At 65.2% G+C, this 23,650-nt stretch carries 21 protein-coding genes; 17 read left to right on the forward strand and 4 right to left on the reverse strand.

Features of this window, described 5'->3' with window-relative positions; genetic code table 11:
* The 16 genes from H8A92_RS13510 to H8A92_RS13585 form a co-directional block, all read left to right on the forward strand.
* Positions 1-1,109, forward strand: a 1,109-nt coding sequence (locus H8A92_RS13510) for an SMP-30/gluconolactonase/LRE family protein (RefSeq protein WP_233285434.1), incomplete at its 5' end; no start/stop codon positions are given.
* Between the two features lie 371 nt (positions 1,110-1,480).
* Positions 1,481-3,748 (forward strand): acyl-CoA dehydrogenase, encoded by a 2,268-nt coding sequence (locus H8A92_RS13515; RefSeq protein WP_229196279.1) that lies wholly within the window; start codon positions 1,481-1,483, stop codon positions 3,746-3,748.
* Positions 3,748-5,031: an acetyl-CoA C-acetyltransferase gene (locus H8A92_RS13520; RefSeq protein WP_229196280.1), complete on the forward strand. Its 1,284-nt coding sequence runs from the start codon at positions 3,748-3,750 to the stop codon at positions 5,029-5,031. The genes H8A92_RS13515 and H8A92_RS13520 overlap by 1 nt, the downstream gene beginning before the upstream one ends.
* 2 nt (positions 5,032-5,033) lie before the next feature.
* The gene (locus H8A92_RS13525) at positions 5,034-7,130 is read left to right on the forward strand and encodes a 3-hydroxyacyl-CoA dehydrogenase NAD-binding domain-containing protein (RefSeq protein WP_229196281.1); all 2,097 of its coding nucleotides are present in this window, start codon (positions 5,034-5,036) and stop codon (positions 7,128-7,130) included.
* Positions 7,127-7,594, forward strand: a complete 468-nt coding sequence (locus tag H8A92_RS13530; protein ID WP_420831321.1) for an acyl-CoA thioesterase — start codon at positions 7,127-7,129, stop codon at positions 7,592-7,594. Before H8A92_RS13525 ends, H8A92_RS13530 begins: the two co-directional genes overlap by 4 nt.
* Positions 7,595-7,758: 164 nt before the next feature.
* Positions 7,759-7,953, forward strand: a complete 195-nt coding sequence (locus H8A92_RS13535) for a hypothetical protein (protein WP_163161526.1) — start codon at positions 7,759-7,761, stop codon at positions 7,951-7,953.
* An 81-nt stretch (positions 7,954-8,034) separates the two neighbouring features.
* Complete coding sequence (locus H8A92_RS13540; RefSeq protein WP_229196282.1) at positions 8,035-8,751, forward strand: HAD family hydrolase; 717 nt, start codon at positions 8,035-8,037, stop codon at positions 8,749-8,751.
* Between the two features lie 126 nt (positions 8,752-8,877).
* Positions 8,878-9,708, forward strand: a complete 831-nt coding sequence (locus H8A92_RS13545; RefSeq protein ID WP_229196283.1) for a DeoR/GlpR family DNA-binding transcription regulator — start codon at positions 8,878-8,880, stop codon at positions 9,706-9,708.
* 318 nt (positions 9,709-10,026) lie between these two features.
* Positions 10,027-11,571: a glycerol-3-phosphate dehydrogenase gene (gene glpD, locus H8A92_RS13550; protein WP_229196284.1), complete on the forward strand. Its 1,545-nt coding sequence runs from the start codon at positions 10,027-10,029 to the stop codon at positions 11,569-11,571.
* A complete protein-coding gene (locus tag H8A92_RS13555; RefSeq protein ID WP_229196285.1) occupies positions 11,568-12,656 on the forward strand; it encodes an ABC transporter ATP-binding protein in 1,089 nt (362 codons plus the stop codon). The genes glpD and H8A92_RS13555 overlap by 4 nt, the downstream gene beginning before the upstream one ends.
* A 12-nt stretch (positions 12,657-12,668) precedes the next feature.
* The gene (locus H8A92_RS13560; RefSeq protein WP_229196286.1) at positions 12,669-13,754 is read left to right on the forward strand and encodes an ABC transporter ATP-binding protein; all 1,086 of its coding nucleotides are present in this window, start codon (positions 12,669-12,671) and stop codon (positions 13,752-13,754) included.
* Positions 13,754-14,656 (forward strand): carbohydrate ABC transporter permease, encoded by a 903-nt coding sequence (locus H8A92_RS13565; RefSeq protein ID WP_229196287.1) that lies wholly within the window; start codon positions 13,754-13,756, stop codon positions 14,654-14,656. The genes H8A92_RS13560 and H8A92_RS13565 overlap by 1 nt, the downstream gene beginning before the upstream one ends.
* Positions 14,656-15,462, forward strand: a complete 807-nt coding sequence (locus H8A92_RS13570; protein ID WP_229196288.1) for a carbohydrate ABC transporter permease — start codon at positions 14,656-14,658, stop codon at positions 15,460-15,462. Before H8A92_RS13565 ends, H8A92_RS13570 begins: the two co-directional genes overlap by 1 nt.
* A 190-nt stretch (positions 15,463-15,652) precedes the next feature.
* Complete coding sequence (locus H8A92_RS13575) at positions 15,653-15,979, forward strand: DUF2160 domain-containing protein (RefSeq protein WP_229196289.1); 327 nt, start codon at positions 15,653-15,655, stop codon at positions 15,977-15,979.
* A gap of 109 nt (positions 15,980-16,088) precedes the next feature.
* Positions 16,089-17,831, forward strand: coding sequence for an ABC transporter substrate-binding protein (locus H8A92_RS13580; RefSeq protein ID WP_420831322.1), 1,743 nt, complete (start codon positions 16,089-16,091; stop codon positions 17,829-17,831).
* 173 nt (positions 17,832-18,004) lie between these two features.
* Positions 18,005-18,715: a hypothetical protein gene (locus tag H8A92_RS13585; RefSeq protein ID WP_229196291.1), complete on the forward strand. Its 711-nt coding sequence runs from the start codon at positions 18,005-18,007 to the stop codon at positions 18,713-18,715.
* A gap of 35 nt (positions 18,716-18,750) precedes the next feature.
* Here H8A92_RS13585 and H8A92_RS13590 read toward each other — a convergent pair whose 3' ends face one another.
* Together H8A92_RS13590 and H8A92_RS13595 are read right to left on the reverse strand one after the other, a co-directional pair.
* A complete protein-coding gene (locus H8A92_RS13590) occupies positions 18,751-19,620 on the reverse strand; it encodes a tetratricopeptide repeat protein (RefSeq protein ID WP_229196292.1) in 870 nt (289 codons plus the stop codon).
* Between the two features lie 69 nt (positions 19,621-19,689).
* The gene (locus H8A92_RS13595; RefSeq protein ID WP_229196293.1) at positions 19,690-20,859 is read right to left on the reverse strand and encodes an FAD-dependent oxidoreductase; all 1,170 of its coding nucleotides are present in this window, start codon (positions 20,857-20,859) and stop codon (positions 19,690-19,692) included.
* A gap of 73 nt (positions 20,860-20,932) precedes the next feature.
* On the opposite strand from H8A92_RS13595, the gene H8A92_RS13600 reads away from it, so the two are divergent.
* On the forward strand, positions 20,933-21,406 hold the full coding sequence (locus H8A92_RS13600) for a MarR family winged helix-turn-helix transcriptional regulator (RefSeq protein ID WP_229196294.1): 474 nt from the start codon (positions 20,933-20,935) through the stop codon (positions 21,404-21,406).
* Between the two features lie 135 nt (positions 21,407-21,541).
* Here H8A92_RS13600 and H8A92_RS13605 read toward each other — a convergent pair whose 3' ends face one another.
* The gene (locus tag H8A92_RS13605) at positions 21,542-22,645 is read right to left on the reverse strand and encodes an alkene reductase (RefSeq protein ID WP_229196295.1); all 1,104 of its coding nucleotides are present in this window, start codon (positions 22,643-22,645) and stop codon (positions 21,542-21,544) included.
* An 87-nt stretch (positions 22,646-22,732) separates the two neighbouring features.
* Positions 22,733-23,593 carry an SDR family NAD(P)-dependent oxidoreductase gene (locus tag H8A92_RS13610; protein ID WP_229196296.1) on the reverse strand — a complete coding sequence of 287 codons (861 nt, stop codon included), beginning with the start codon at positions 23,591-23,593 and terminating at the stop codon, positions 22,733-22,735.
* Positions 23,594-23,650 lie beyond the last annotated feature (57 nt).

Below are 23,650 nucleotides of genomic sequence, written 5' to 3' on the forward strand. Positions count from 1 at the left end.
CGCCGGCGCCGGTCGGGCCGCCGACGACCATCACCAGCCCGCCGCGCGACTTCAGTCCGCGCGGGGCGCCGACCACCTATTTCTGGGATCCCGACATCATCGCGGTCGATCCGTCCTTCGACGACCTGGCCCAGCCCAACACCTCGATCAAGCGCCTCCATACCGGGCTGCTTTGGGCGGAAGGCCCGGCCTGGAGCTCGCAGGGCCGCTATCTGCTGTGGAGCGACATCCCGAACAACCGGCAGATGCGCTGGTCGGAGGATGACGGCCATGTCAGCGTGTTCCGGATGCCGTCGAACTATTCGAACGGCAATTCGTTCGACTTCCAGGGCCGCCAGCTGTCCTGCGAACATCTCACCCGCCGCGTCACGCGCTACGAGAATGACGGCACTGCGACCGTGCTGGCGGATTCCTATCAAGGCAAGCGGCTGAATTCGCCGAACGATATCGTCGCGCATCCCGACGGCAGCTACTGGTTCACCGATCCGCCCTATGGCGGCCAGCTCTATGAGGGCGAGCCGGATGCGGCCGGCGGCCCCGGCAATTCCGCCGGCAAGCTCAATCCACGGATCGGCCAACCGGCGGGCTTCGTGGCGGCCAAGCGCGAGCTGCCGACCAATTGCTATCGAATCGATCCCTCCGGCCGCGTCGATCTCGTGGTCAGCGAGGACCAGGTGCCGGATCCGAACGGCATCTGCTTCTCGCCTGATTACAAGAAGCTCTACGTGGTCTCGACCGGCAAGGGACCGGGCGATAGCGGCCCGGGCGGCAAGGGCGACGTCTTCGTGTTCGATGTCGGGCCCGACAACAAGCCGACCAACGGCAAACGGTTCAGCGACTTCACGATCGACGGCGTGAAGTGCGGGCCGGACGGCATCCGCTGCGACGTCAACGGCAATGTCTGGTGCTCGAGCAATGCCGGCCGCGCGGTCGGCTACAACGGCGTCACGGTGTGGTCGCCGGAAGGCAAGCTGCTCGGTCGCATCCGGCTGCCCGAGGTCTGCGGCAACATCACCTTCGGTGGCCCCAAGCGCAACCGCCTGTTCATGGCCGCAAGCCAGTCGCTCTACGCAGTCTACACCGCGACCCAGGGTGCCGGGCCGGCCTGATCTCGATTTCACTTCACCTCTCCCCAGCGGGGAGAGGTCGATTTGCGAAGCAAATCGGGTGAGGGGGAGCTGCTCCAACGAGAGACCGCAACCCCTCACCCGGCGCTGCGCGCCGACCTCTCCCAAGGGAGAGGTGAACTTTCGCCGCTGCCGGCAACTTGGCCAGCCTCGCGCGGACCGGACGGCCCGTCGCCGTCCCCGCTACCTGATTGTCGCATCTCAGTTTTCGGAACTGAACGCGCGGCCTGCCGTTAACAAACGGCGGCTGGGCCGCGTCAATTTCGCTTTATTTGAACAGCGAAGTGTTCACCGGGGACCGGCACTTTCCGATAAGATCACCCATCCGCGCCGCCGTTTCATGAGGATCCGCCATGAGCTTCCGCCGCGACTATGTGACAAAACCGATCTTCTCCTGGGCGCGTGGCGTGCTGCCGACCATGTCGGACACCGAGCGCGAAGCGCTGGAAGCCGGCGACGTCTGGTGGGACGCCGATCTCTTCACCGGCAATCCCGACTGGTCGAAATTGCTGGCGTTCGCGCCGGCCAGATTGACCGACGAGGAGAACGCCTTCCTGCACGGTCCGGTCGACGAGCTCTGCGCGATGCTCGACGAATGGAAGATCAACTGGGAATGGCGCGATCTGCCGCCCGAGGTCTGGGCCTTCATCAAGGCCAAGAAATTCTTCGGCATGATCATCCCCAAGGAATTCGGCGGCCTCGGCTTCTCGCCCTACGCGCATTCCGAAGTGGTGCGCAAGATCTCGTCGCGCTCGCTGACCGCAGCCGTCACCGTGATGGTGCCGAACTCGCTCGGGCCGGGCGAACTCCTGATGCGCTTCGGCACAAGGGAGCAGCAGGACAAATGGCTGCCGCGGCTGGCCTCCGGCCAGGACATTCCATGCTTCGGCCTGACCAGCCCGGAGGCCGGCTCGGACGCCGCCTCGATGATCGACACCGGCATCATCTGCAAGGGCAATTTCGAAGGCCGCGAGGTGCTCGGGCTGAAGCTCAACTGGCACAAGCGCTACATCACGCTGGGGCCGGTCGCGACGCTGCTCGGCCTTGCCTTCAAGGCCTATGATCCCGATCACCTGGTCGGCAACGAGGAAGAGCTCGGCATCACCGTTGCGCTGATCCCGACCCATCTGCCCGGTGTCTCGATCGGCCACCGCCATCTGCCGGCGATGCAGGTGTTCCAGAACGGCCCGAACTGGGGCCGCGACGTCTTCATCCCGCTCGACTACATCATCGGCGGCCAGGAGCGTCTGGGCCAGGGTTGGAAGATGCTGATGACGGCGCTCGCCGCCGGCCGCGGCATCTCACTGCCGTCGCTGTCGGCAGCGGGTGCGGCCTATGCCGCGCGCACCACCGGCGCCTATGCCCGCATCCGCGAGCAGTTCGGCATTTCCATCTCCAAGTTCGAGGGCATCGAGGAGCCGCTCGCGCGCATCACGGCGACAGCCTATCTGCTCGACGCCGCGCGACGGCTGACTTGCGCAGCGCTGAACGAGGGGCATCACCCCGCCGTCATCTCGGGGATCATGAAGCTGCACGCCACCGAGCGGATGCGGATCGCGATCGACGACGCCATGGATATCCATGGCGGCAAGGCTGTGATCGACGGGCCGCAGAACTATCTTGGCGGACTTTACCGCTCGGTGCCGGTCGGCATCACGGTCGAGGGCGCCAACATCCTGACCCGCAACCTGATCGTGTTCGGGCAGGGTGCGATCCGCGCGCATCCCTATCTGTTGCAGGAGATGAACGCGCTCAGCGAGACCGACCGCGACAAGGGCCTCACCGCCTTCGACACCGCGTTCTGGAACCATGTCGGTCACAGCTTTGCGACCATGTTCCGCGCCTGGGGCCGCAGCTGGACCGGCGGTTTGTTTGCGCCGGCGCCGGATGCCGGCGATGCAACGGAATTCTATCGCCAGCTGTCGCGCTATTCGTCGGCGTTCGCGCTGTGCGCCGACATGGCGCTGCTCACCCTCGGCGGCGCATTGAAGCGCAAGGAAATGCTGTCGGCGCGCTTCGGCGACATCCTGTCCGAGCTGTATCTGCTCTCGGCTGCGCTGAAACGCTGGCAGGACGAGGGCCGGCAGAAGGAGGACCTTCCAGCGCTCGAATGGTGCATGGCATCGGGCTTCAAGACCATCGAGAACCGCTTTGCGGAGATCCTCGCCAATCTGCCGAACCGTCCGGTGGCGTGGATGCTGAAATTCCTGATCCAGCCGTTCGGCGCGCGCGTCATCGGCCCGTCGGACCGCGTCGTGCAGCAATGCGCGCAGCTCGTGCTGTTGCCGTCGGCCGCGCGCGACCGCCTGACGCCGGACCTCGCCTTTGTCGAGGACGACGGCGGCGTCGCACGGCTGGAAAAGGCCTTCCGCCTCGTCACCCAGGCCGAGGACGCAGCCAAGCAGTTGCGCGCGGCGCGGCTGCACGACTGGAAGGAAGCGGTGAAGAAAGGCGTCATCACCGAGGCCGACGGCGAGAAGCTCGCCGCCGCCCATGAGGCCGTCGCCAAGGTCATCGAGGTTGACGATTTTGCGCCGGAGGCGCTGTCCCCGATTTACAAGAAATCCGCCGACGTGCATCAGTTCTTCCAGGAGCTCGGAGAGCAGAGGGCGGCGAGCTGATGGCGCGACCAGTCTTTATCGTCGACGGCAGCCGGACGCCGTTCCTGAAGGCGCGCTCCGGTCCCGGCCCGTTCACCCCGGTGGATCTCGCCGTGCAATGCGGCCGGCCGCTGCTGGCGCGGCAGCCTTTCGCACCCACCGCCTTCGACCAGGTCATCCTCGGCTGCGTCAACGTGATCGCCGACGAGATGAATCCGGCCAGGGTCGCAGCACTCAGACTCGGCATGGGCGAGCAGATGGTCGCCTTCACGGTGCAGATCAATTGCGGCTCCGGCATGCAGTCGATCGATACCGGCTACCGCTATATCCGCGAGGGCATCTCCGACCTGATCCTTGCCGGCGGCGCCGAAGCTTTGAGCCACGCGCCGCTGGTCTGGCCCAATTCCGGCGTGCGCTGGTTTGCCGGCTTTGCCGGCGCCAAGGGATTAGGCGCCAAGATCGCCGCGGCGTTGAAAGTGAAGCCGAGCTACTTTAGGCCGATCATCGGCCTCGAGCGTGGTCTCACCGACCCGATCACCGAGCTCAACATGGGGCAGACCGCTGAGAAGGTCGGCCATCTCTTCGGCATCACGCGCGCGCAATCCGACGCTTACGCCGCTGAGAGCCATCAGCGGCTGGCGAACGCGCAGAAGCAAGGTTTCCTCAAGGGCGAGGTCGAGACCGCGTTCGCCCGCGACGGCCAGTTCTACGACCATGACGACGGCGTTCGACCGGACTCGACGCCCGAGACGCTTGGAAAGCTTAAACCGGTGTTCGAGCGCCCATGGGGGCAGGTCACCGCCGGCAATTCCTCGCAGATCACGGATGGCGCGTCCTGGGTGATCCTGGCGTCCGAGAATGCGGTGGCCAAGCACGGGCTGACGCCGAAAGCCGTGATCCTCGACAGCCAGTGGTCGGCGCTCGATCCCTCGATCATGGGGCTCGGCCCGGTGCTGTCGGCGGGCGCGCTGCTCAAGCGCAACAGCATGACCTTGCAGGACGTCGAGACCTGGGAGCTGAACGAGGCCTTTGCCACCCAGGTGCTGGGCTGCCTCGCCGCCTGGAATGACGAGAAATTCTGCCGCGAGATCCTCGGTCTCGATGGCGCCGCGGGCGAGATCGACCGCGCCAAGTTGAATGTCGACGGCGGTGCAATCAGCCTCGGCCATCCCGTAGGCTGCAGCGGCAACCGCATCGTGCTGCATCTGGTCAATGCGATGAAGCGGCTCGGCACCAGACGCGGCGTCGCCACCGAATGCATCGGTGGCGGGCAGGGCGGCGCGATGTTGATTGAGATGGTGTGATCATGGATTCACGGATCATGGACCTTCTCGCCGACCGCGTGCTCGAGCTCGGGCCGAAGCCGGCCGCCGACAGCCCATATAAGAACTTCAGGCTGACGCGCGATGAGGACGGCATCGCCTGGCTGCTGTTCGACCGCGCCGGCGCCAGCACCAACACGCTCTCCGCCGATCTGCTCGAAGAGCTCGATGCTGTCGTCACGGCGCTGGAGAACCAGCGGCCGACCGGCCTCGTGGTGCGCTCGGCGAAAAAGAGCGGCTTCATCGCCGGCGCCGACGTCAATGAATTCCGCGGCGCGAGCGATCCGCGCGCGGTCGAGACCGCGATCGGCCGCGCCCATGCGGTGATCGACCGGCTCGAGGCGCTGCGCGTGCCGTCGGTCGCCGTGATCCATGGCTTCTGCCTCGGCGGCGGCCTCGAGGTCGCGCTGGCCTGCCAGATGCGGATCGCGATCGACGATGCCCGGTTCGGCTTTCCCGAGGTGATGCTCGGCCTGCATCCCGGCCTCGGCGGCACCGTGCGATTCACCGAGCTGGTCAATCCGATGCAGGCGATGACCTTGATGCTGACCGGCAAGACCATCGACGCGCGCCGCGCCAAGTCGCTCGGCCTGGTCGATGCCGTGACGCAGGAGCGCCATGTCCGCAACGCGGTGAAGGATGCGGTGTTCGGCCGGCTGAAGCGCGCCAAGCCGGGGCCGCTGAACAAGCTTCTCAATCTCGGGCCAGTGCGTGGCTTCCTCGCCTCGCGGATGCGCCGCGAGGCCGAGAAGGCGGCGCCGCGCAAGCATTACCCGGCGCCCTATGCGCTGATCGATCTCTGGGAGAAGCACGCCGGCAACCGCTCGGCGATGCTGAATGCAGAGAAGGCGTCCTTCGCCAACCTGATGGTGACACCGACCGCGCAGAATTTGATCCGCGTGTTCTTCCTGCGCGAGCAGATGAAGAAAGCAGCCGGCAGCGGCAACAAGGTTGCGCACGTCCATGTGATCGGCGCCGGTGCGATGGGTGGCGATATCGCGGCCTGGTGCGCCAACCAGGATATGCGAGTGACCCTGGCCGACATGAAGGCCGAGCCGATCGCGGGCGCGATGAAGCGGGCGTCGGAGCTGTTCGGCAAGATCATGCGCAAGAAGATCGACCAGCGCGATGCGCTCGACCGGCTGATCCCCGACATGGACGGCGAGGGCGTCCGCAATGCGGACCTCATCATCGAGGCGGTGCCGGAGAAGCTCGAGCTGAAGCAGAAGGTCTATGCCTCGCTCGAGCCGAAGATGAAGCCGGACGCGATCCTCGCCACCAACACGTCGAGCATTCCGCTGCAGGATCTGCGCACCACGCTGGCACGCCCGGAGCGGCTGCTCGGCCTGCATTTCTTCAATCCGGTGTCGCGGCTGCAGCTCGTCGAGGTCGTCAGCCATGACGGCACCGATGCCGGCATGCTCAAGGAGGCGCTCGCCTTTGTCGGCGCCATCGATCGCCTGCCGCTGCCGGTAAAGAGCTCGCCGGGCTTCCTCGTCAACCGCGCGCTGACGCCCTACATGCTGGAAGCGATGATGATGCTGGACGAGAAGACCGACCAGCGCCTGATCGACGCGGCCGCTGTCGAGTTCGGCATGCCGATGGGCCCGATCGAGCTTGCCGACCAGGTCGGCCTCGATATCTGCCTCGATGTCGGCGACATGCTGCGCTCGAAGTTCGGCGACACTCTGCCGCCGACGCCTGCGTGGTTGCGCGAGAAGGTCGCCAAGGGCGAGCTCGGCCGCAAGACCGGCAAGGGCTTCTACACCTGGAAGGACGGCAGGGCGGAGAAGGCGCCGCTGCCGGAAACCGGTCCGCGCGTCAGCGACGAAATGATCGATCGCCTGGTGCTGCCGATCTCGAATGTCTGCGTTGCCGCCCTGCGCGAGGGCATCGTCGACGACGCCGACATGGTCGACGGCGCGATGATCTTCGGCACCGGCTATGCCCCGTTCCGCGGCGGTCCGCTCAACTACGCGCGCAGCCGCGGCGTCGACAGTGTGGTGTCTGCGCTGCGCGCGCTGGCGCAGAAGTTCGGCGACCGTTTCGTACCCGACGCAGGCTGGGAGGCTTTCAAGTGACCGACTCGCAAGTGACCGCCGCGCAAACGCCCGACACTCAAACCCACGTTCACGCGCCGGCGATCACCGGCAACGAGCCACAGGGCGATCTCTGCATCCGCACGTTGGCGATGCCGGCCGACACCAACGCCAATGGCGATATCTTCGGCGGCTGGCTGCTCAGCCAGATGGATCTCGGCGGCGGCGTGTTCGCGGGCAAGGTTGCGAAGTCCCGCACCGTGACAGTCGCGATCGAGGCCATGAATTTCCGCAAGGCCGTCTATGTCGGCGATCTCGTCTCGGTGCACGCCAACCTCGTGCGCGTCGGCCGCACCTCGATCACGGTGCATCTCGAAGCCTGGGTGCTACGCCGCCGCGAGCAGCAGTCGATCCTCGTGACCGACGGCAATTTCACCTACGTCTCGATCGACGAGCAGGGCCATCCGCAACCGATCCAGCGCGACGGCGCGACGATTTCGACCTGACGTTTTTTCGCGGCAGATACAGTTGATTCGGTGCGAAGGAAAACGCGTCGAAACTGAGACCGCAGCGCGGCTTGATTGCAAATGCGGCGCTTCACGTCGCAAATAAATCGAGGAACAAACAGGCGGTGACACCGTTGTCGGGCCGAATCAAACCGAGGCCGACTATGTCTGACTGCTATGTCATCGAAGTGAGTTCACAGACCGCGGGTATCGTGGTGCGCGATACCGGTGGTTACGCGTTTTTTGCCGCCTCGCACCGCTTCCAAGCACTCGAAGGCCAGATCTTCCGCAACGCACGCGAGGCCGAGCGCGCCGCGCGACGGCTTGTCACCGGGCAAGATTTGCAGCTGGCCTCCTGATGGCAAGCCAGGCGGAGCGGCGTTTGCTTGCACCGCAATAGTCTGTATTGATGCATCCGAGCTCACGGAAACGTTTTTCGGATGTCGCAGACACGAGGCCAAGCGTCGCAGACACAGGACAAGGCGTCGCAGCCGCAAAACAAGGCGTTGCTGTTCGATATCGACGGCACGCTTGCCGACACCGATCCGCTGCATCTGGCAGCGTTCAACCGGGTGCTCGGCCCTTATGGACACAGCTTCGATCACGCGCGCTTCGGCAAGGAGCTGCAAGGCTTCTCCAACGCGTCGATCGGCGAGCGCTTTCTCGCACACGAGCCGACTGAACGCCGCGCCAGCATCCTCGGCGAGAAGGAGCGGATCTTCCGCGAATTGGTCGCTGGCCAGATCGTGCCGGTGCCGGGATTGCTGGCGTTGCTCGACCGGGCCGATCGCGCCGGCGTGGCCGTGGTGGCGGTGACCAATGCACCGCGCCCGAACGCCGAACTGCTGCTCGCGGGACTGGGCATCGCGCACCGATTCAAGGCCGTGGTGATCGGCGATGAACTGGCGCACGGCAAGCCGCACCCATTGCCGTATCTCGAGGGGCTGCGCCTCGCGGGCGCGCAGGCTTCGGCTTCGCTAGCGTTCGAGGATTCGCGCTCCGGCATCCAGTCTGCGACGACGGCGGGCATCGCGACGATCGGGATGCGAACCGGGCTCGGTCACGCCGATCTGATCGCGGCCGGCGCCGTCGCGAGCGCCCGGGCCTTCGACGATCCGGAATTGATCCGCTTGGTCGCATCGGCAATGGCGTGGTGAGGAAGCGTGCCGGCACGCACCGCCTCGGCATTTGCTGCAACGCAGTTAACCCCGGCAATGCTTGCTCGTTGACGTCGGTGCCGAACGGTCGCACGATAGGCGACTCGCCGTTTCAAGGGGGCCGCCGTGGCCGGACTCTCCCACCGCCAGACTGAAATTCTCAACATCGCGCGTGCTTTTGGCCGGGTCATGGTCGAAGATCTCGCCAAGCGATTCGAGGTGTCGGCGCAAACCATCCGCAAGGACCTCAACGATCTCTGCGACGAGCGGTCGCTGACCCGCATCCATGGCGGCGCGATCATCGCCTCGGGTGTCGAGAACCTCGCCTATGAGGCGCGCCGCTTCGTCGCTGCCGAGGAGAAGAAGGCGATCGGCGCCGCCGCAGCCGCCCGGATTCCGAACGGCTGCTCGCTGTTCATCAACATCGGCACCACGACGGAAGAGGTCGCGAGCGCCCTGACCTCGCACGAGGATCTGCTCGTCATCACCAACAACCTCAACGTCGCGATGCTGCTGTATCGTCATCCGCGCATCGAGGTGGTGGTGGCCGGCGGTACGGTGCGCCGCGCCGACGGCGCCGTGGTCGGCTCGACCGCGACGCAGCTGATCGGCCAGTTCAAGGTCGATTACGCGATCATCGGCGCGTCCGCGATCGACGAGGAGGGCGCGCTGCTCGACTTCGACTATCGCGAGGTGCAGGTGGCGCAGGCGATCATCGCCAATGCGCGCAACGTGATGCTGGTGTCGGATGCGACCAAGCTCCGCCGCAGCGCGCCGGTGCGCATCGCCCATATGAGTCAGATCCAGACCTTCATCACCGATTCGCCCCTGCCGGCGGGCCTCGCAAATATCTGCCACAGCCGCGGCATCGAGGTGGTCGTCGCGATGGACAAGCCGGCAGTCGATATCGACGACAACGGCGCAGACGCGGCACCGGCGACGCTGCGCAGCGCGTGATTCCGTATCGCTTCGCTGTTATCGCTCGGCGATTCAGCAAATCCGCGCGCGCAGCTCTCTCACCGTCATCCTGATGAGCGCGCCCTTGCGCGCGTCTCGAAGGATCGGCGGCCACCAGCCGGGCCGTGCACCCTTCGAGGCTCGCTCCGCTCGCACCTCAGGGTGACGGCTAGGGAGTGCCCCCGCGACGGTCATCTCGCCCAAAAAATCCCCAATAAAAGTTCCCCATTTTCACTTTGCTTTCGTTTTCGGTTGTGATCTACTCCAATCCGAAAGTAAAACCGTCAAAGCGAAGATGGTTGCCGGGGGAAGCGTTCTTTGGATCGAATTTACGACCTCGCCATCATTGGAGGCGGCGTTAATGGCTGCGGCATCGCGCGCGATGCGGCGGGCCGGGGTAACTCTGTTTTCCTCTGCGAAATGAATGACTTGGCCAGCGGGACGTCGTCCTGGTCGACCAAGCTCGTGCATGGCGGCCTGCGCTATCTCGAATATTACGAGTTTCGCTTGGTACGCGAGGCGCTGATCGAGCGCGAGATCCTCTGGCAGATCGCGCCCCACATCATTCGCCCGCTGCGTTTCGTTTTGCCGCATCACGCGGGCCTGCGCCCGGCCTGGCTGCTGCGGCTCGGTCTCTTCCTCTACGATCATATCGGCGGACGGCATCTGCTGCCGGCGACGCGCTCGCTCGATCTGACGCGCGACGTGGTCGGCAAGCCGCTGATCGCGGGTCGCTATACCAAGGGCTTCGAGTATTCCGACTGTTTCGTCGACGACGCGCGGCTGGTTGCGCTGACTGCGCGCGACGCCGCCGATCGTGGCGCCGAGATCCGCACCCGCACCCGTGCGGTCGAGATCCGGCAGATCGACGGCGTCTGGCACGTCACGGTCGAGGATCGCGCTACCGGCGCCCGCGACACGATCAAGGCGCGCGTGCTGGTCAACGCCGGCGGTCCGTGGGTCGAGCAGGTGCTGGCCACCGGCGCAGGCGTCAACGCGCGGGCCAAGGTGCGCCTGGTGCAGGGCTCGCACATCGTGGTGCCGAAGCTCTACGACCACGACCGCGCCTACATCTTCCAGAATGCCGACGGCCGCATCATCTTCGTGATTCCCTATCAGAACGAATTTTCGCTGATCGGCACCACCGATCGCGACTATGACGGCGATCCGGCCAAGGTGAAGGCGACGCAGGAGGAGATCGAGTATCTCTGCGCCTCCGCCAGCGAGTATCTGGCGAAGCCGGTGAAGCCCGAGGACGTGGTCTGGAACTACTCCGGTGTGCGTCCGCTCTATGACGACGGCGCGAGCGAGGCCAAGGCCGCGACGCGCGACTATGTGTTCGAGCTCGATACGCCCGGCGGAGCGCCGCTGCTGTCGATCTATGGCGGCAAGATCACGACCTATCGCCGGCTCTCCGAAGAGGCGCTGGAACGGCTGTCGCCCTATCTTCGCGGCGCGAAAGCGCAGGAAGGCTGGACCGGCAAGGCGCCGCTGCCCGGCGGCGACATGGACGTGTCGGCGGTCGCGGCGCTGAGCGCCGAGCTGGTTCGCAACCATCCATTCCTCACGCAGCCCCACGCCAACCGTCTCGCGCATGCCTACGGCACGCGCGCCAGAAAAGTCTTGGGCAATGCAGCATCGGCTGAAGATCTCGGCCGGTCCTTCGGCGCCACCTTGACGGAGAGTGAAGTCCGGTACCTGATGGCGAACGAATGGGCGCGGACTGCGGAAGATGTCGTCTGGCGACGATCCAAGCTGGGCTTGCGGATGACGGCGGGTGAAATCGCCGCGCTCGACGAGTGGATGGTCGCCAACCGTGTGTCCGGTGAACGTTCCCTCCGCGAAGCGGGAGGACGGGCATGAGCGTTACACTGCAGAACGTCACGCGAGCCGTCGATGGCATTCCGACCATCCGCGACGTCTCGCTGACGCTGGAGCGTGGCACGCTCAGCGTGCTGCTCGGGCCGACGCTGTCCGGCAAGACCTCGATCATGCGGTTGCTCGCCGGACTCGACAAGCCGACCACCGGCCGGGTGCTGGTCGACGGCAAGGACGTCACCGGCGCTGACGTGCGGCAGCGCTCGGTCGCGATGGTCTATCAGCAGTTCATCAATTATCCCTCGCTGACGGTCTACGAGAACATCGCCTCGCCGCTGCGGGTGCAGGGCAAGCCGAAGGCCGAGATCGAGAAGCGGGTGGCGGAAGCGGCCGCCCTGCTGCGGCTCGAGCCTTACCTCAAGCGCACGCCGCTGCAGCTCTCCGGCGGCCAGCAGCAGCGCACCGCAATCGCGCGCGCGCTGGTCAAGGGCGCCGACCTCGTGCTACTCGACGAGCCGCTCGCCAATCTCGACTACAAGCTGCGCGAGGAGCTGCGCGCCGAGCTGCCGCGTATCTTCGAGGCCTCCGGCGCGATCTTCGTCTACGCCACCACCGAACCGTCGGAAGCGCTCCTGCTCGGCGGCGACACGGTTTGCATGTGGGAAGGCGAGGCGCTGCAGATCGGCGCGACGCCGAAGGTCTACCGCCATCCGGACACGCTGCGCGTCGGGCAGGTGTTCTCCGATCCGCCGCTCAATGTCATCGGCATCGAAAAGAAAGGTGACCGGGTGATCTATGCCGGCGGCGAGCAGGCGCCCGCGGCCGGCCTCTACGCCAAGCTGCCCGACGGCGCCTACCGGATCGGCTTCCGTGCGCACCAGCTCGAGGTCGGCAGCGCTGCGGCGGGCCGCCACAAATTCGCGGCCACCGTGACGGTGACCGAGATCACCGGCTCGGAGAGCTTCGTGCACGTCCATGTCCATGACTCGAACTGGGTCGCAGTGCTGCACGGCGTGCATGAATATGAACCCGGGCAGGTGCTCGACGCCGCGCTCGATCCCGACGACATCTTCGTGTTCGACGCGGCCGATCGCCTCGTCGCTTCACCCGCAACAAGTTTCTCGAAGTGAGGGAGATGCTTCATGGCCCGCATTGACCTCGTCGATCTCGCGCAGTCCTACAACGGCAATGACGCGCCGCTGGAATCCTTTGCGCTGAAGCCGGTCACCATGACCTGGCGGCAGGGCGGCGCCTATGCGCTGCTCGGGCCGTCCGGCTGCGGCAAGACCACGCTGCTCAATTTGATTTCCGGCATCGTGACGCCGTCGCGCGGTCGGATCCTGTTCGACGGCCGTGACATCACGCCGCTGTCGACGCAGAAGCGCAACATCGCGCAGGTGTTTCAGTTCCCTGTGATCTACGACACCATGACGGTGGGCGAGAACCTGGCCTTCCCGCTGAAGAACCGCGGCATCGCCAAGGCCGAGGTCGATGCGCGGGTCAAGCAGATCGCCGACCTGCTCGACCTCACGCCGTATCTGAACCGCAAGGCGACGCGGCTCACCGCCGACGCCAAGCAGAAGATCTCGCTCGGCCGCGGCCTGGTGCGTTCCGACGTCGCCGCGGTGCTGTTCGACGAACCGCTGACGGTGATCGATCCCGAGCTGAAGTGGCAGCTGCGCTCCAAGCTGAAGGCGCTGCATCGCGAGCTCGACCTCACGATGATCTACGTCACCCACGACCAGACCGAGGCGCTGACCTTTGCCGATACCGTCGTCGTCATGCATGACGGCCGGGTGGTGCAGAGCGGCACGCCGGCCGAATTGTTCGACAAGCCGGCGCATACCTTCGTCGGCTATTTCATCGGCTCGCCCGGCATGAACATCGTACCGGCCGAGGTCTCCGGCCACGAGGCGCGGATCGACGGCCATGTCATCGGCCTGCATCGAAACTATGGTGTGCTGCCGGCCGGCAAGAAGATCGAGATCGGCGTGCGGCCTGAATTCGTCGACGTCGCGGCGCCCGCATCGGGGCTGCTGTCGGCCACCATCGAGCGGATCGACGATCTCGGCCGTATCCAGTTCGCCCGCGTTCGCGTCGGCAACACCAAACTTGCGGCGCGCGTGCCGCCGGGCTTCTCGGTCTCCGGCGATACCGCCGGCCTGATCTTCAATCCCGCCTACGTCCACGTCTATGCCGACAGCCATTTGGTGGAAGGGGTCGCCTGATGGACAAGACCATCAACCAAAAAGCCTGGTTCCTGGTGCTGCCGGTGTTCCTGGTGGTCGCGTTCTCGGCGGTGCTACCGCTGATGACGGTCGTGAACTATTCGATGCAGGACACCTTCGGCAACAACCAGTTCTTCTGGAACGGCGTCGGCTGGTTCAAGGAGCTGCTCGATCCCTCGACCGATCTCGGCGGCCGCTTCCTGGCCTCGCTCGGCCGTAACCTGTTCTTCTCCGCCGTGATCCTCGCGATCGAGGTGCCGCTTGGCATCGTCGTTGCGCTGTCGATGCCGCGCGAGGGCTGGAGCGTCGCGGCCTGTCTCGTCATCCTCGCATTGCCGCTGCTGATCCCGTGGAACGTGGTCGGCACCATCTGGCAGATCTTCGGCCGGCCCGATATCGGCCTGCTCGGCTATGTGCTGAATCATCTCGGCTTCAACTACAACTACGTCGCCAATGATATCGACGCCTGGGTCACGGTCATCGTGATGGACGTCTGGCACTGGACCAGCCTCGTTGCGCTGCTCTGCTACGCCGGCCTGAAGTCGATCCCCGACGCCTACTACCAGGCGGCGCAGATCGACGGCGCGTCGCGCTGGGCGGTGTTCAAGGCGATCCAGTTGCCGAAGATGAACCGCGTGCTGCTGATCGCGGTGCTGCTGCGCTTCATGGACTCGTTCATGATCTACACCGAGCCGTTCGTGGTCACCGGCGGCGGTCCCGGAAACTCGACGACCTTCGTCTCGATCGAGCTCGTCAAGATCGCGCTCGGCCAGTTCGACCTGGGCAAGGCGGCCGCGCTGTCGCTGGCCTACAACCTGATCATCCTGATCGTCTGCTGGGTGTTCTACACCGTGATGACCAATGCCGGCTCCGAGCGTCCGGTCAAGGAAGGAGCGGCGTGATGCACTCGATCCCTGGCCGCCGCCTGATCATGGGGCTGTTCCTGATCTTCCTGTTGTTGCCGATCTACTGGCTCGTCAATATGAGCTTCAAGACCAACGCCGAGATCATCTCGACGATGACCTTGTGGCCGCATACGCCGACGTTGCAGCACTACAAGCGGATCTTCACCGACGAGAGCTGGTATTCGGGCTACATCAATTCGCTGGAATATGTCGTCATCAACACCGTGATCTCGATCGCGGTGGCGCTGCCGGCAGCCTATGCCTTCTCGCGCTACCGCTTCCTCGGCGACAAGCATTTGTTCTTCTGGCTGCTGTCGAACCGCATGGCGCCGGCGGCGGTCTACGCCCTGCCGTTCTTCAACCTCTACTCGGCGATCGGCCTGTTCGATACGCCCTGGGCGGTCGCGCTCGCGCACTGCATCTTCAACGTGCCGCTGGCGGTGTGGATCCTCGAAGGCTTCGTCTCCGGCGTGCCGCGCGAGATCGACGAGACCGCCTTCCTCGACGGCTATTCGTTTCCGCGCTTCTTCATCAAGATTCTGGTGCCGCTGATCGCGAGCGGCATCGGCGTCGCCGCCTTCTTCTGCTTCATGTTCTCATGGGTCGAGCTGCTGCTCGCGCGCACGCTGACATCGGTTGCCGCCAAGCCGATCTCCGCGGTGATGACGCGGACGGTGTCGGCCGCCGGCATGGACTGGGGCCTGCTTGCCGCGGCCGGCGTGCTCACCATCATCCCGGGCGCACTCGTGATCTGGTTCGTCCGCAACTACATCGCGCGCGGCTTCGCGCTCGGCCGGGTCTAGCGTCATGATGAAGCAGCGAGGCACCATCTCGACATCGCGCTTCACCTCTCCCGAGGGGAGAGGTCGGATTTGGCGCGAAGCGGCAAATCCGGGCGAGGGGTTTGTCTCGATCGATGGACCGTACCCCCTCACCCCAGCCCTCTCCCCATGGGAGAGGGGGCGCAGCGCATCGCGTGGGAGGACTTGAGCTATGGAATCCATCGCATGGATGGCCTGGACGCTGCCGACCGCGATCTTCTTCGTGCTGCTGGCCTCGACGCTCGGCGTCATGACCTGGCTCGCGGCCGCCTATCCCGAGGCGGAGCGGGTCGGGGTGCTGCGGATTCCGACCACGCGCGGCGATCGCCTGTTCGTCTCGCTGGTGCTGGCCGCCGTCATCCACTTGGTGTGGATCGGCGTGGTGGGCACCGACCCGATTTTCAGCCTGCCGATTGGTGAGGGCGTCGAGATTTCGAGCCTGTGGCTCGGAACGGTAATTTCGCTTCTTTCAGCCGTGGTGATCTTTCGCACCGTCTGAGGAACGCGAAAAAGAGCAGATCCGGGGTCTACCCGGGCCTGGATTTAGTCGCTGCAACCGGAGGAATCTAATGCGACATTTACGAATGACTAAAGATAGTCTTTTGACGATGACCAGCGCGCTCGCGCTCGTCGCAGCATCGGTCACTCTTGTCGCGCCGGCCCACGCCGACGAGGCGGCCGCGAAGAAGTGGATCGACAGCGAATTCCAGCCGTCGACCCTCTCCAAGGACGACCAGATGAAGGAGATGCAGTGGTTCATCAAGGCCGCTGCCCCCTTCAAGGGCATGGAGATCAACGTCGTCTCCGAAACCCTGACCACGCACGAGTACGAATCCCGCACGCTCGCCAAGGCGTTCGAGGAAATCACCGGCATCAAAGTCAAGCACGACATCATCCAGGAAGGTGACGTCGTCGAAAAGATCCAGACCCAGATGCAGTCCGGCAAGAACGTCTATGACGGCTGGATCAACGACTCCGACTTCATCGGCACCCACTTCCGCTATGGCCAGGCCGTCGACCTGACCGAGTGGATGAAGGGCGAAGCGAAGGACGTCACCGATCCGGCGCTCGACGTCGACGACTTCATCGGCAAGTCGTTCACCACGGCACCGAACGGTCACCTCTACCAACTGCCCGACCAGCAGTTCGCGAACCTCTATTGGTTCCGTTACGACTGGTTCACCAACCCGGACTACAAGGCCAAGTTCAAGGCCAAGTACGGCTACGATCTCGGCGTTCCCGTGAACTGGTCGGCCTATGAAGATATCGCCGACTTCTTCACCAACGACGTCAAGGAGATCAACGGCGTCAAGGTCTACGGCCATATGGACTACGGGAAGAAGGATCCCTCGCTCGGCTGGCGTTTCACCGACGCCTGGCTGTCGATGGCCGGCAACGGCGACAAGGGTCTCCCGAACGGCCTGCCGGTCGACGAGTGGGGCATCCGCATGGAAGGCTGCCGTCCGGTCGGCTCGTCGGTCGAGCGTGGCGGCGACGTCAACGGTCCGGCGTCGGTCTATTCGATCGTCAAATATCTCGACTGGATGAAGAAGTATGCTCCGCCGCAGGCGCAGGGCATGACCTTCTCCGAATCGGGCCCGGTGCCGTCGCAGGGCAACATCGCCCAGCAGATATTCTGGTACACCGCCTTCACCGCTGACATGGTGAAGCCCGGCCTGCCCGTGATGAATGCGGACGGTACGCCGAAGTGGCGTATGGCTCCGTCGCCGCACGGCTCGTACTGGAAGGAAGGCATGAAGCTCGGCTACCAGGACGTGGGTTCGATCACGCTTCTGAAGTCGACCCCGGTCGACCGCCGCAAGGCGGCCTGGCTCTACCTGCAGTTCATCGTCTCCAAGACGACGAGCCTGAAGAAGAGCCACGTCGGTCTCACCTTCATCCGTGAATCCGACATCTGGGACAAGTCGTTCACCGAGCGTGCGCCGAAGCTCGGCGGCCTGATCGAGTTCTACCGCTCGCCCGCGCGCGTGCAGTGGACCCCGACCGGCAACAACGTGCCCGACTATCCGAAGCTCGCTCAGCTGTGGTGGCAGAACATCGGCGATGCGTCGTCCGGTGCGAAGACGCCGCAGGCTGCGATGGACGCGCTCGCCGCGGCCCAGGATTCGGTGATGGAGCGTCTTGAGAAGTCCGGTGTGCAGGGTGCCTGCGGACCGAAGCTGAACAAGAAGGAAACCGCCGAGTACTGGTTCGCCAAGTCGGCCAAGGATGGCAACATTGCGCCGCAGCGCAAGCTTGCCAACGAAAAGCCGAAGGGTGAGACGGTCGACTACGACACGCTGATCAAGTCGTGGCCGGCCTCGCCGCCCAAGCGCGCCGAAGCGAAGTAAGGCTTACCAGCCTACGGCATCCGAAGGCTGCAAAAGGCCGGGAGCAATCCCGGCCTTTTTTGCCGTCCGGCATTCGAGGCTTGGAGAGTGGAGGCCGGCTCTCGATTGTGCTCAAATGACGCGATGAGATCATCATGTGTGTCCTTTGTCGCACCATGATCCGGGAGCTCACCATGCGCATGATTTTTCGCTGCGATCCGCGGCTTGCCGATCATCTGCCGCGGCCGTTCCCGGCCCGTAGCGCGTTGCCGGACTGGCTGCGCGCGATGCCGGCGAAGGTGCATTCCGATATCCACGACCGTGAGATCCGCACGGTCAAGCAATGCCCGCCCTTTGTCGATGCGATGGCCTATGGGGTCATGATCCCGCTGCCTTGCGACGTCAGGGTCGAGCGCGGCGCGTTCGCATGGGACTGGGATATTCCGGAGCCGGCAACACAGGGCCATCCGCGCGCGCCGCTCAGCTTCCATCCCATCGCGCAATTGGCCGACGCGCCTTTCGCCAACGGGCAGGCCGCGCTGAAATTCAACAGCTTCTGGACCATCGAGCTCGAGCCGGGCTGGTCGCTGTTCGCGACCCATCCGGTCAATCGCGACGACCTGCCGTTCCGCCTGATTTCGGGGCTGGTCGACGCCGACCGGTTTCACGACGGCGGGATCAATTTCCCGGCGGTCTGGACCCAGCCCGATTTTGCCGGCGTGTTGCCGAAAGGGACGCCGGTCGCGCAATGCTTCGGCGTGCCGCGCGAGGCGCCCGAATTGACATTCGAGGCCTTCGACGACGCGCACCGCGAAGCCTATTCGAAAGTCGTCGGCGAGGTGCTGGCTGCGCCCAATGTCTATCGCAAGCATTTCCGCGCCAAGCGCGGGCGGCTAACCACCTAAAGCGCGATGAGATTGGGTTGAATCGTCATCGCGCTTCAGCCTTTTGTTGGCGCATGATCGTTTCGGAAAACCGCTTCGCACTTTTCCGGATCATGCTCTAGCGCCGCGCGCAGCGCGCGCTCGTCGAGCCACAGGCGGCCGTGCGGGGCGGAGGTCAGCGCCATCGCGATCGATCCGAACAATTGTGCACGCAACGCATAGGCGCGCGCGAAGGCCTGCATCGCGGCGTCGAGCTCGCCGCTTTCCTGCAGCACGATCCCCAGATTGAGCGCCGCTTCGGCGTAATCCGGCCTGATCTCGATCGCCTTGCGATAGGCGCATGCAGCGCCGTCATGGTCGCGCAGATCCTGCTTTGCGACGCCGAGGTCGAACCACACCGAGGCGGGCGCCGCGCTCGCAGTCGCGCGCTCGAGCAGGCGGGCGGCACCCGCGAGGTCACCATCCTCCCAGGCCATCCGGCCGAGCTGCGCATTGGCTTCCTGGTGCTCCGGGATGGCCTTGCGGATCGCTTCCCAGGCCTCGCGGGCCTGTGCCCTGCGGCCGGCGAGCTCCAGCGTGCGCGCCTTCTCGACGAAGGCATCGCGGTGCGGCTTGAGCGCGATGGCGCGGTCGAGATGCGTCAGCGCCGCACCGAATTCGCCGCTGCTGCGCGCGAGGCGGGCGGCGAGCAGCCGCGCCGCGGCGTTGTCGGGGCGCCGCGCCAGGCTGGTCTCGACATGCTTGCGGGCCGGCGCGATCTCGCCTCTGGCGAACAGCACCGCGGCCAGCAGATGGCTCAGCATCGGCTCGCCGGGCTGGCGTGCGAGGCCGTGCTCGCAGAGCTCGACCGCCTCGCCATGCCGCCCGGCATTGAAGGCCGTAGTGGCGCGTCGAACGATATCCTCGGCGTTGTCCTGCTTTATCACGTGCGTGAGCGTCTTCGGTCCAATTCGTTACGGTCCATGCTATGCGGCGCCGGAAGTCATGACCAGTGCTTACCGCGCTGCGTTGCTGCCGGCAGCCGTGCGCATCTGCATGTAGGCTTTGTGGTGCGCCAGCGTGAGTTCCTGGCTGATGTGCGACAGCTCGATCGCGGCGGCTTCGGCGGCCTCGCCGGCGGGCTCGGCGACGCGCACGAACATCTCCGCCTCGTAAGCGCGGACGGCTTCGCGCCAATCGGACGATCCCGTCAGATGCTCGGCCAGCTCCGCAGCGTCCAGCATCGCGGCGTTGACGCCTTCGCCGCCGAACGGCGACATCAGATGCGCGGCGTCGCCGAGCAGGGTGATGCCGGGGCGGTTGGTCCAATGATGCCCGACCGGCAGCGCGTGGATCGGCCGGAGCGCGAATAGATCATTGCTGGCGCGGATCAGGTCGAGCAGGGCATCGGCCCAGCCGGCGAATTCGCCCAGCAGCGCGTCGCGCATCGCGGACGGCGAAGCGACGTCGAACCGCCGCTCGGCCCATTCGACGGGCACGCGGAAGATCGCATAGCCGCGCAGGTGGGCGTTGCCGTTGCGCAGGACCATCAGGCTGCGGCCGGTGCTCTCTGCGCCCATCTTGCCGCGGCCGACCAGCTGCGACAGTGCGGGGTGGCGTGTGTCGACCGCGTCGATGCCGAATTCGATGAAGGTCAGCCCGCTGTATTGCGGCTGATAACGCGAGACCAGCGGCCGCACCCGCGACCACGCGCCGTCGGCGCCGATCACGAGATCGAACGGCCCTTCGCGCGAATTGTCGAAGACGAGATCGTAACGGCCGTCATCCCGCGGCGCGACCTCGAGCAAGGCGCGGCCCCAGGCGACGGCATCCGGCGGCAGGGATTGCAGCAGCAGGTCGCGAAGCGCGGAGCGGTCGACCTCCGGACGGTCACCGGTCATGTCGTCATCCGCCAGCAGCAACCGGCCGTCGCTCGTGTAGAGCCGGCTGCCCTGGTCCTCGTAACGTGCGATGCGCCGGAAGCCATCGGTGAGTCCGGCGCGCGCGAGGGCGAGCTGGCCGCTCTCGGCGTGCAGGTCGAGCGTGCCGCCTTGCGGCCGCTCCATTGCCGAGCTTTCTTGCTCGAACAGGCTGGCCTTGATGCCGGCAACATGCAGCAGTCGGGCGAGCGTCAGTCCACCGGGGCCGGCGCCGACGATGGCAATGCGAATTGGATTGCAACTCATGGACGCCACGCTCACAACATGATACATAGGGGCCTATCTAGTATAAATAGGGACCTATGTAAATGGTGGAATCGTGACCGATTGGGACTTGTTCGATCGTCCTGCGCCGCTGGTCAACATGGCGTCGCGCAGCTTCCTGCGGATCGGGGAGCGGCGGGTGAAGCCGTACGGCTTCAGCATCGGCCAGTTGCCGGTGCTCTATCTGTTGCGTGACGGCAAGGCGATGTCGCAGCGCGATCTTGCCCGCGCCGCGAAAGTCGAGCAGCCATCGATGGCGCAAATCCTGGCGCGGATGGAGCGCGACGGCCTGATCCAGCGCAAGCCGATGCCGGGCGACGGCCGCAGCCAGCAGGTTTCGTTGACCAAGGGGGCCAGGGCGAAATTGCCGGCCGCGCGCAAGGCGCTTCATCGCAATCAGGATCAGGCGCTCGCCGGCTTCAGTGCGGCCGAAGCCGCAACGCTGCTCGACCTGCTGCGGCGGCTCAATCGAAACCTCGATCGCATGGTGGCGGAAGAGGTTGAGAGTGGCGAGGCCGTGGATGCATGAAGGCGCCTACGGCACAATAAGCAAAGGCCGGGAGCGAGCCCGGCCTTCTTAATCGCTATCGCAACATTCGCTTCTGTCATTCCAGGGCGCGCGAAGTGCGAGCCCGGAACTACGATATGATGAGAGGGGACTTGATTACTCCGCCGCTTCAGTCGCCTTCAGCGTCGGATAATCGGTATAGCCCTTGGCGCCACCGCCGTAGAAGGTCGCCTTGTCCCACTCGTTGAGCGGGGCGCCGGCCTTCAGCCGCTCGACCAGGTCAGGGTTGGAGATGAACGGCTTGCCGAATGCGATCATGTCGGCCGCGCCTGCCTCCAGCACCTTCTCGGCCAGCGCGAAGTCGTAGCCGTTGTTGGCGACATAGGTCTGCTTGAAGCGCTTGCGCAGGGAGGCGTAGTCGAACGGCGCGACATCGCGCGGGCCGCCGGTCGCGCCTTCGATGACGTGGATATAGGTCAGCTTCAGCGCATTGAGCTGGTCGACGATGTAGTCGAACAGCGGTTGCGGATTGGAGTCGGAGACGTCGTTGGCCGGCGTCACCGGCGAGATGCGGATGCCGGTACGATCGGCGCCGGCCTCCTTGGCGACCGCTTTTGAAACCTCCAGCATCAGCTGGGCGCGATTCTCAATTCCGCCGCCATAGGCATCGGTGCGCTTGTTGCTGCTGTCCCTGGCGAACTGGTCGAGCAGATAGCCGTTGGCGCCGTGAATTTCGACGCCGTCGAAGCCGGCGGCCAGCGCGTTCGCGGTGCCGCGCTTGAAGTCCTCGATGATCCCGGGGATTTCCGACAGTTCGAGCGCGCGCGGCTCGGATACGTCGGCGAAGGTGCCGTTGACGAAGGTCTTGGTCTTGGCGCGGATCGCGCTCGGCGCCACCGGCGCGCCGCCGTTCGGCTGCAACGAGGTGTGCGAGATGCGGCCGACATGCCAGAGCTGGATGAAGATGTGGCCGCCGCGCTCATGCACGCGATCGGTCACCTTGCGCCAGGCCTCGACCTGCTCCTTCGAATAGATGCCGGGCGTGTCCTGATAGCCCTGGCCCTGCTGCGAGACCTGGCTCGCTTCGGTGATCAAGAGGCCGGCGGAGGCGCGCTGGCCGTAATAGTCCACCGCGAGCGGGCTTGGCACCATGCCGGGCGGCACTGCGCGGTTGCGCGTCAGTGGCGCCATCGCGACGCGGTTCGGCAGCGTCAGCGCGCCAAGCTTGTAGGGCTCGAGGAGTTTGGTCGATTGGCTCATGTGAAACGTTCCAGACAATGATGGATAAGGGAGAGTTGTGCATTGCGGCGACGAGCGCAATGGCCTGTCACATTCGCAGGCAGCAGATCAGCCGCGCACGATCCCGCCCATGTGGCCGGCATCGAGGAACAAAGTATGCGCGTTCACATAGGAGGATTCATTCGAAATCAGGAACAGCGCAGTATAGGCGACCTCCCAGCCGGTGCCCTGGCGGCCGAAAGGCACTGTCAGGGCGCGATCCGACCGCCTGCGGCTGGCGTCGCGGCCCATCGGCGTATCCATGAAGCCCGGTGCGATCACATTGCAGCGAATGCCCTTGTCCTCGCCGGCACGGGCGATCGCCCGGCCGAGCGCGATCTGCGCCGCCTTGGAGGATTCATAGGCCGGGTTGCGGCCGCCGGCACGCTGGCTTGCCATCGAGGAGATCAGGATGATCGCGCCGCCCGGCGCCATCACTTCGAGCGCCTTCTGCGCGAACAGCATGTGGCTGCGCACGTTGACGGCGTAGTCGCGGTCCCAGGCTTCTGCCGTCATCTTGGGCAGCGACAGGCCGGAGGAGATGCCGACATTGAGCGCCAGCCCGTCGAGCCCGCCGAGCTTTTGCGCGCAGCGATCGACCGCGGGCGCGATCGCCGCGACGTCGGAGACATCGACCACGTCGGTGAAGGCCTTGCCGCCTTCCTTTGCGATCTGCGCGACAGTGTCGTCGGCGGCGTCCTTGTTGACGTCGAGGCAGGCGACGGAAGCACCCTCGCGCGCGAACAGCACGCTCATGGCGCGGCCATTGCCGATCGGGGGCGCTTCATCCACGGTTGTGCGCTGTCCCGCACCGACCACGATGATGCGTCGGCCGGCGAGGCGACCGTGGTTTTTCGCCAGCCCCAGCGCTTCCGCGTGCAGCGAGGCGGAGGGATCGATGGCTTTCGGTGCGTGGGTTGTGGTCGACATGGCGTGCTCCCTGACGTCTTGTTGTTGTCAGGGAGCAGTAGCACGGCCGCGCATGTG

Source organism: Bradyrhizobium acaciae (genome assembly GCF_020889785.1).
GTDB lineage: Bacteria > Pseudomonadota > Alphaproteobacteria > Rhizobiales > Xanthobacteraceae > Bradyrhizobium > Bradyrhizobium acaciae.

What these genes read in the sequence shown, in the direction of transcription:
- H8A92_RS13555 (WP_229196285.1), top strand. Translation starts at nt 11,568, where the DNA reads ATGAGCGTTACACTGCAGAACGTCACGCGAGCCGTCGATGGCATTCCG.
- H8A92_RS13535 (WP_163161526.1), top strand. Translation starts at nt 7,759, where the DNA reads ATGTCTGACTGCTATGTCATCGAAGTGAGTTCACAGACCGCGGGTATC.
- H8A92_RS13540 (WP_229196282.1), top strand. Translation starts at nt 8,035, where the DNA reads ATGTCGCAGACACGAGGCCAAGCGTCGCAGACACAGGACAAGGCGTCG.
- H8A92_RS13560 (WP_229196286.1), top strand. Translation starts at nt 12,669, where the DNA reads ATGGCCCGCATTGACCTCGTCGATCTCGCGCAGTCCTACAACGGCAAT.
- H8A92_RS13605 (WP_229196295.1), bottom strand. Translation starts at nt 22,645, where the DNA reads ATGAGCCAATCGACCAAACTCCTCGAGCCCTACAAGCTTGGCGCGCTG.
- H8A92_RS13525 (WP_229196281.1), top strand. Translation starts at nt 5,034, where the DNA reads ATGGATTCACGGATCATGGACCTTCTCGCCGACCGCGTGCTCGAGCTC.
- H8A92_RS13565 (WP_229196287.1), top strand. Translation starts at nt 13,754, where the DNA reads ATGGACAAGACCATCAACCAAAAAGCCTGGTTCCTGGTGCTGCCGGTG.
- H8A92_RS13610 (WP_229196296.1), bottom strand. Translation starts at nt 23,593, where the DNA reads ATGTCGACCACAACCCACGCACCGAAAGCCATCGATCCCTCCGCCTCG.
- H8A92_RS13595 (WP_229196293.1), bottom strand. Translation starts at nt 20,859, where the DNA reads ATGAGTTGCAATCCAATTCGCATTGCCATCGTCGGCGCCGGCCCCGGT.
- H8A92_RS13515 (WP_229196279.1), top strand. Translation starts at nt 1,481, where the DNA reads ATGAGCTTCCGCCGCGACTATGTGACAAAACCGATCTTCTCCTGGGCG.
- H8A92_RS13570 (WP_229196288.1), top strand. Translation starts at nt 14,656, where the DNA reads ATGCACTCGATCCCTGGCCGCCGCCTGATCATGGGGCTGTTCCTGATC.
- H8A92_RS13585 (WP_229196291.1), top strand. Translation starts at nt 18,005, where the DNA reads ATGCGCATGATTTTTCGCTGCGATCCGCGGCTTGCCGATCATCTGCCG.
- H8A92_RS13520 (WP_229196280.1), top strand. Translation starts at nt 3,748, where the DNA reads ATGGCGCGACCAGTCTTTATCGTCGACGGCAGCCGGACGCCGTTCCTG.
- H8A92_RS13575 (WP_229196289.1), top strand. Translation starts at nt 15,653, where the DNA reads ATGGAATCCATCGCATGGATGGCCTGGACGCTGCCGACCGCGATCTTC.
- H8A92_RS13580 (WP_420831322.1), top strand. Translation starts at nt 16,089, where the DNA reads ATGACCAGCGCGCTCGCGCTCGTCGCAGCATCGGTCACTCTTGTCGCG.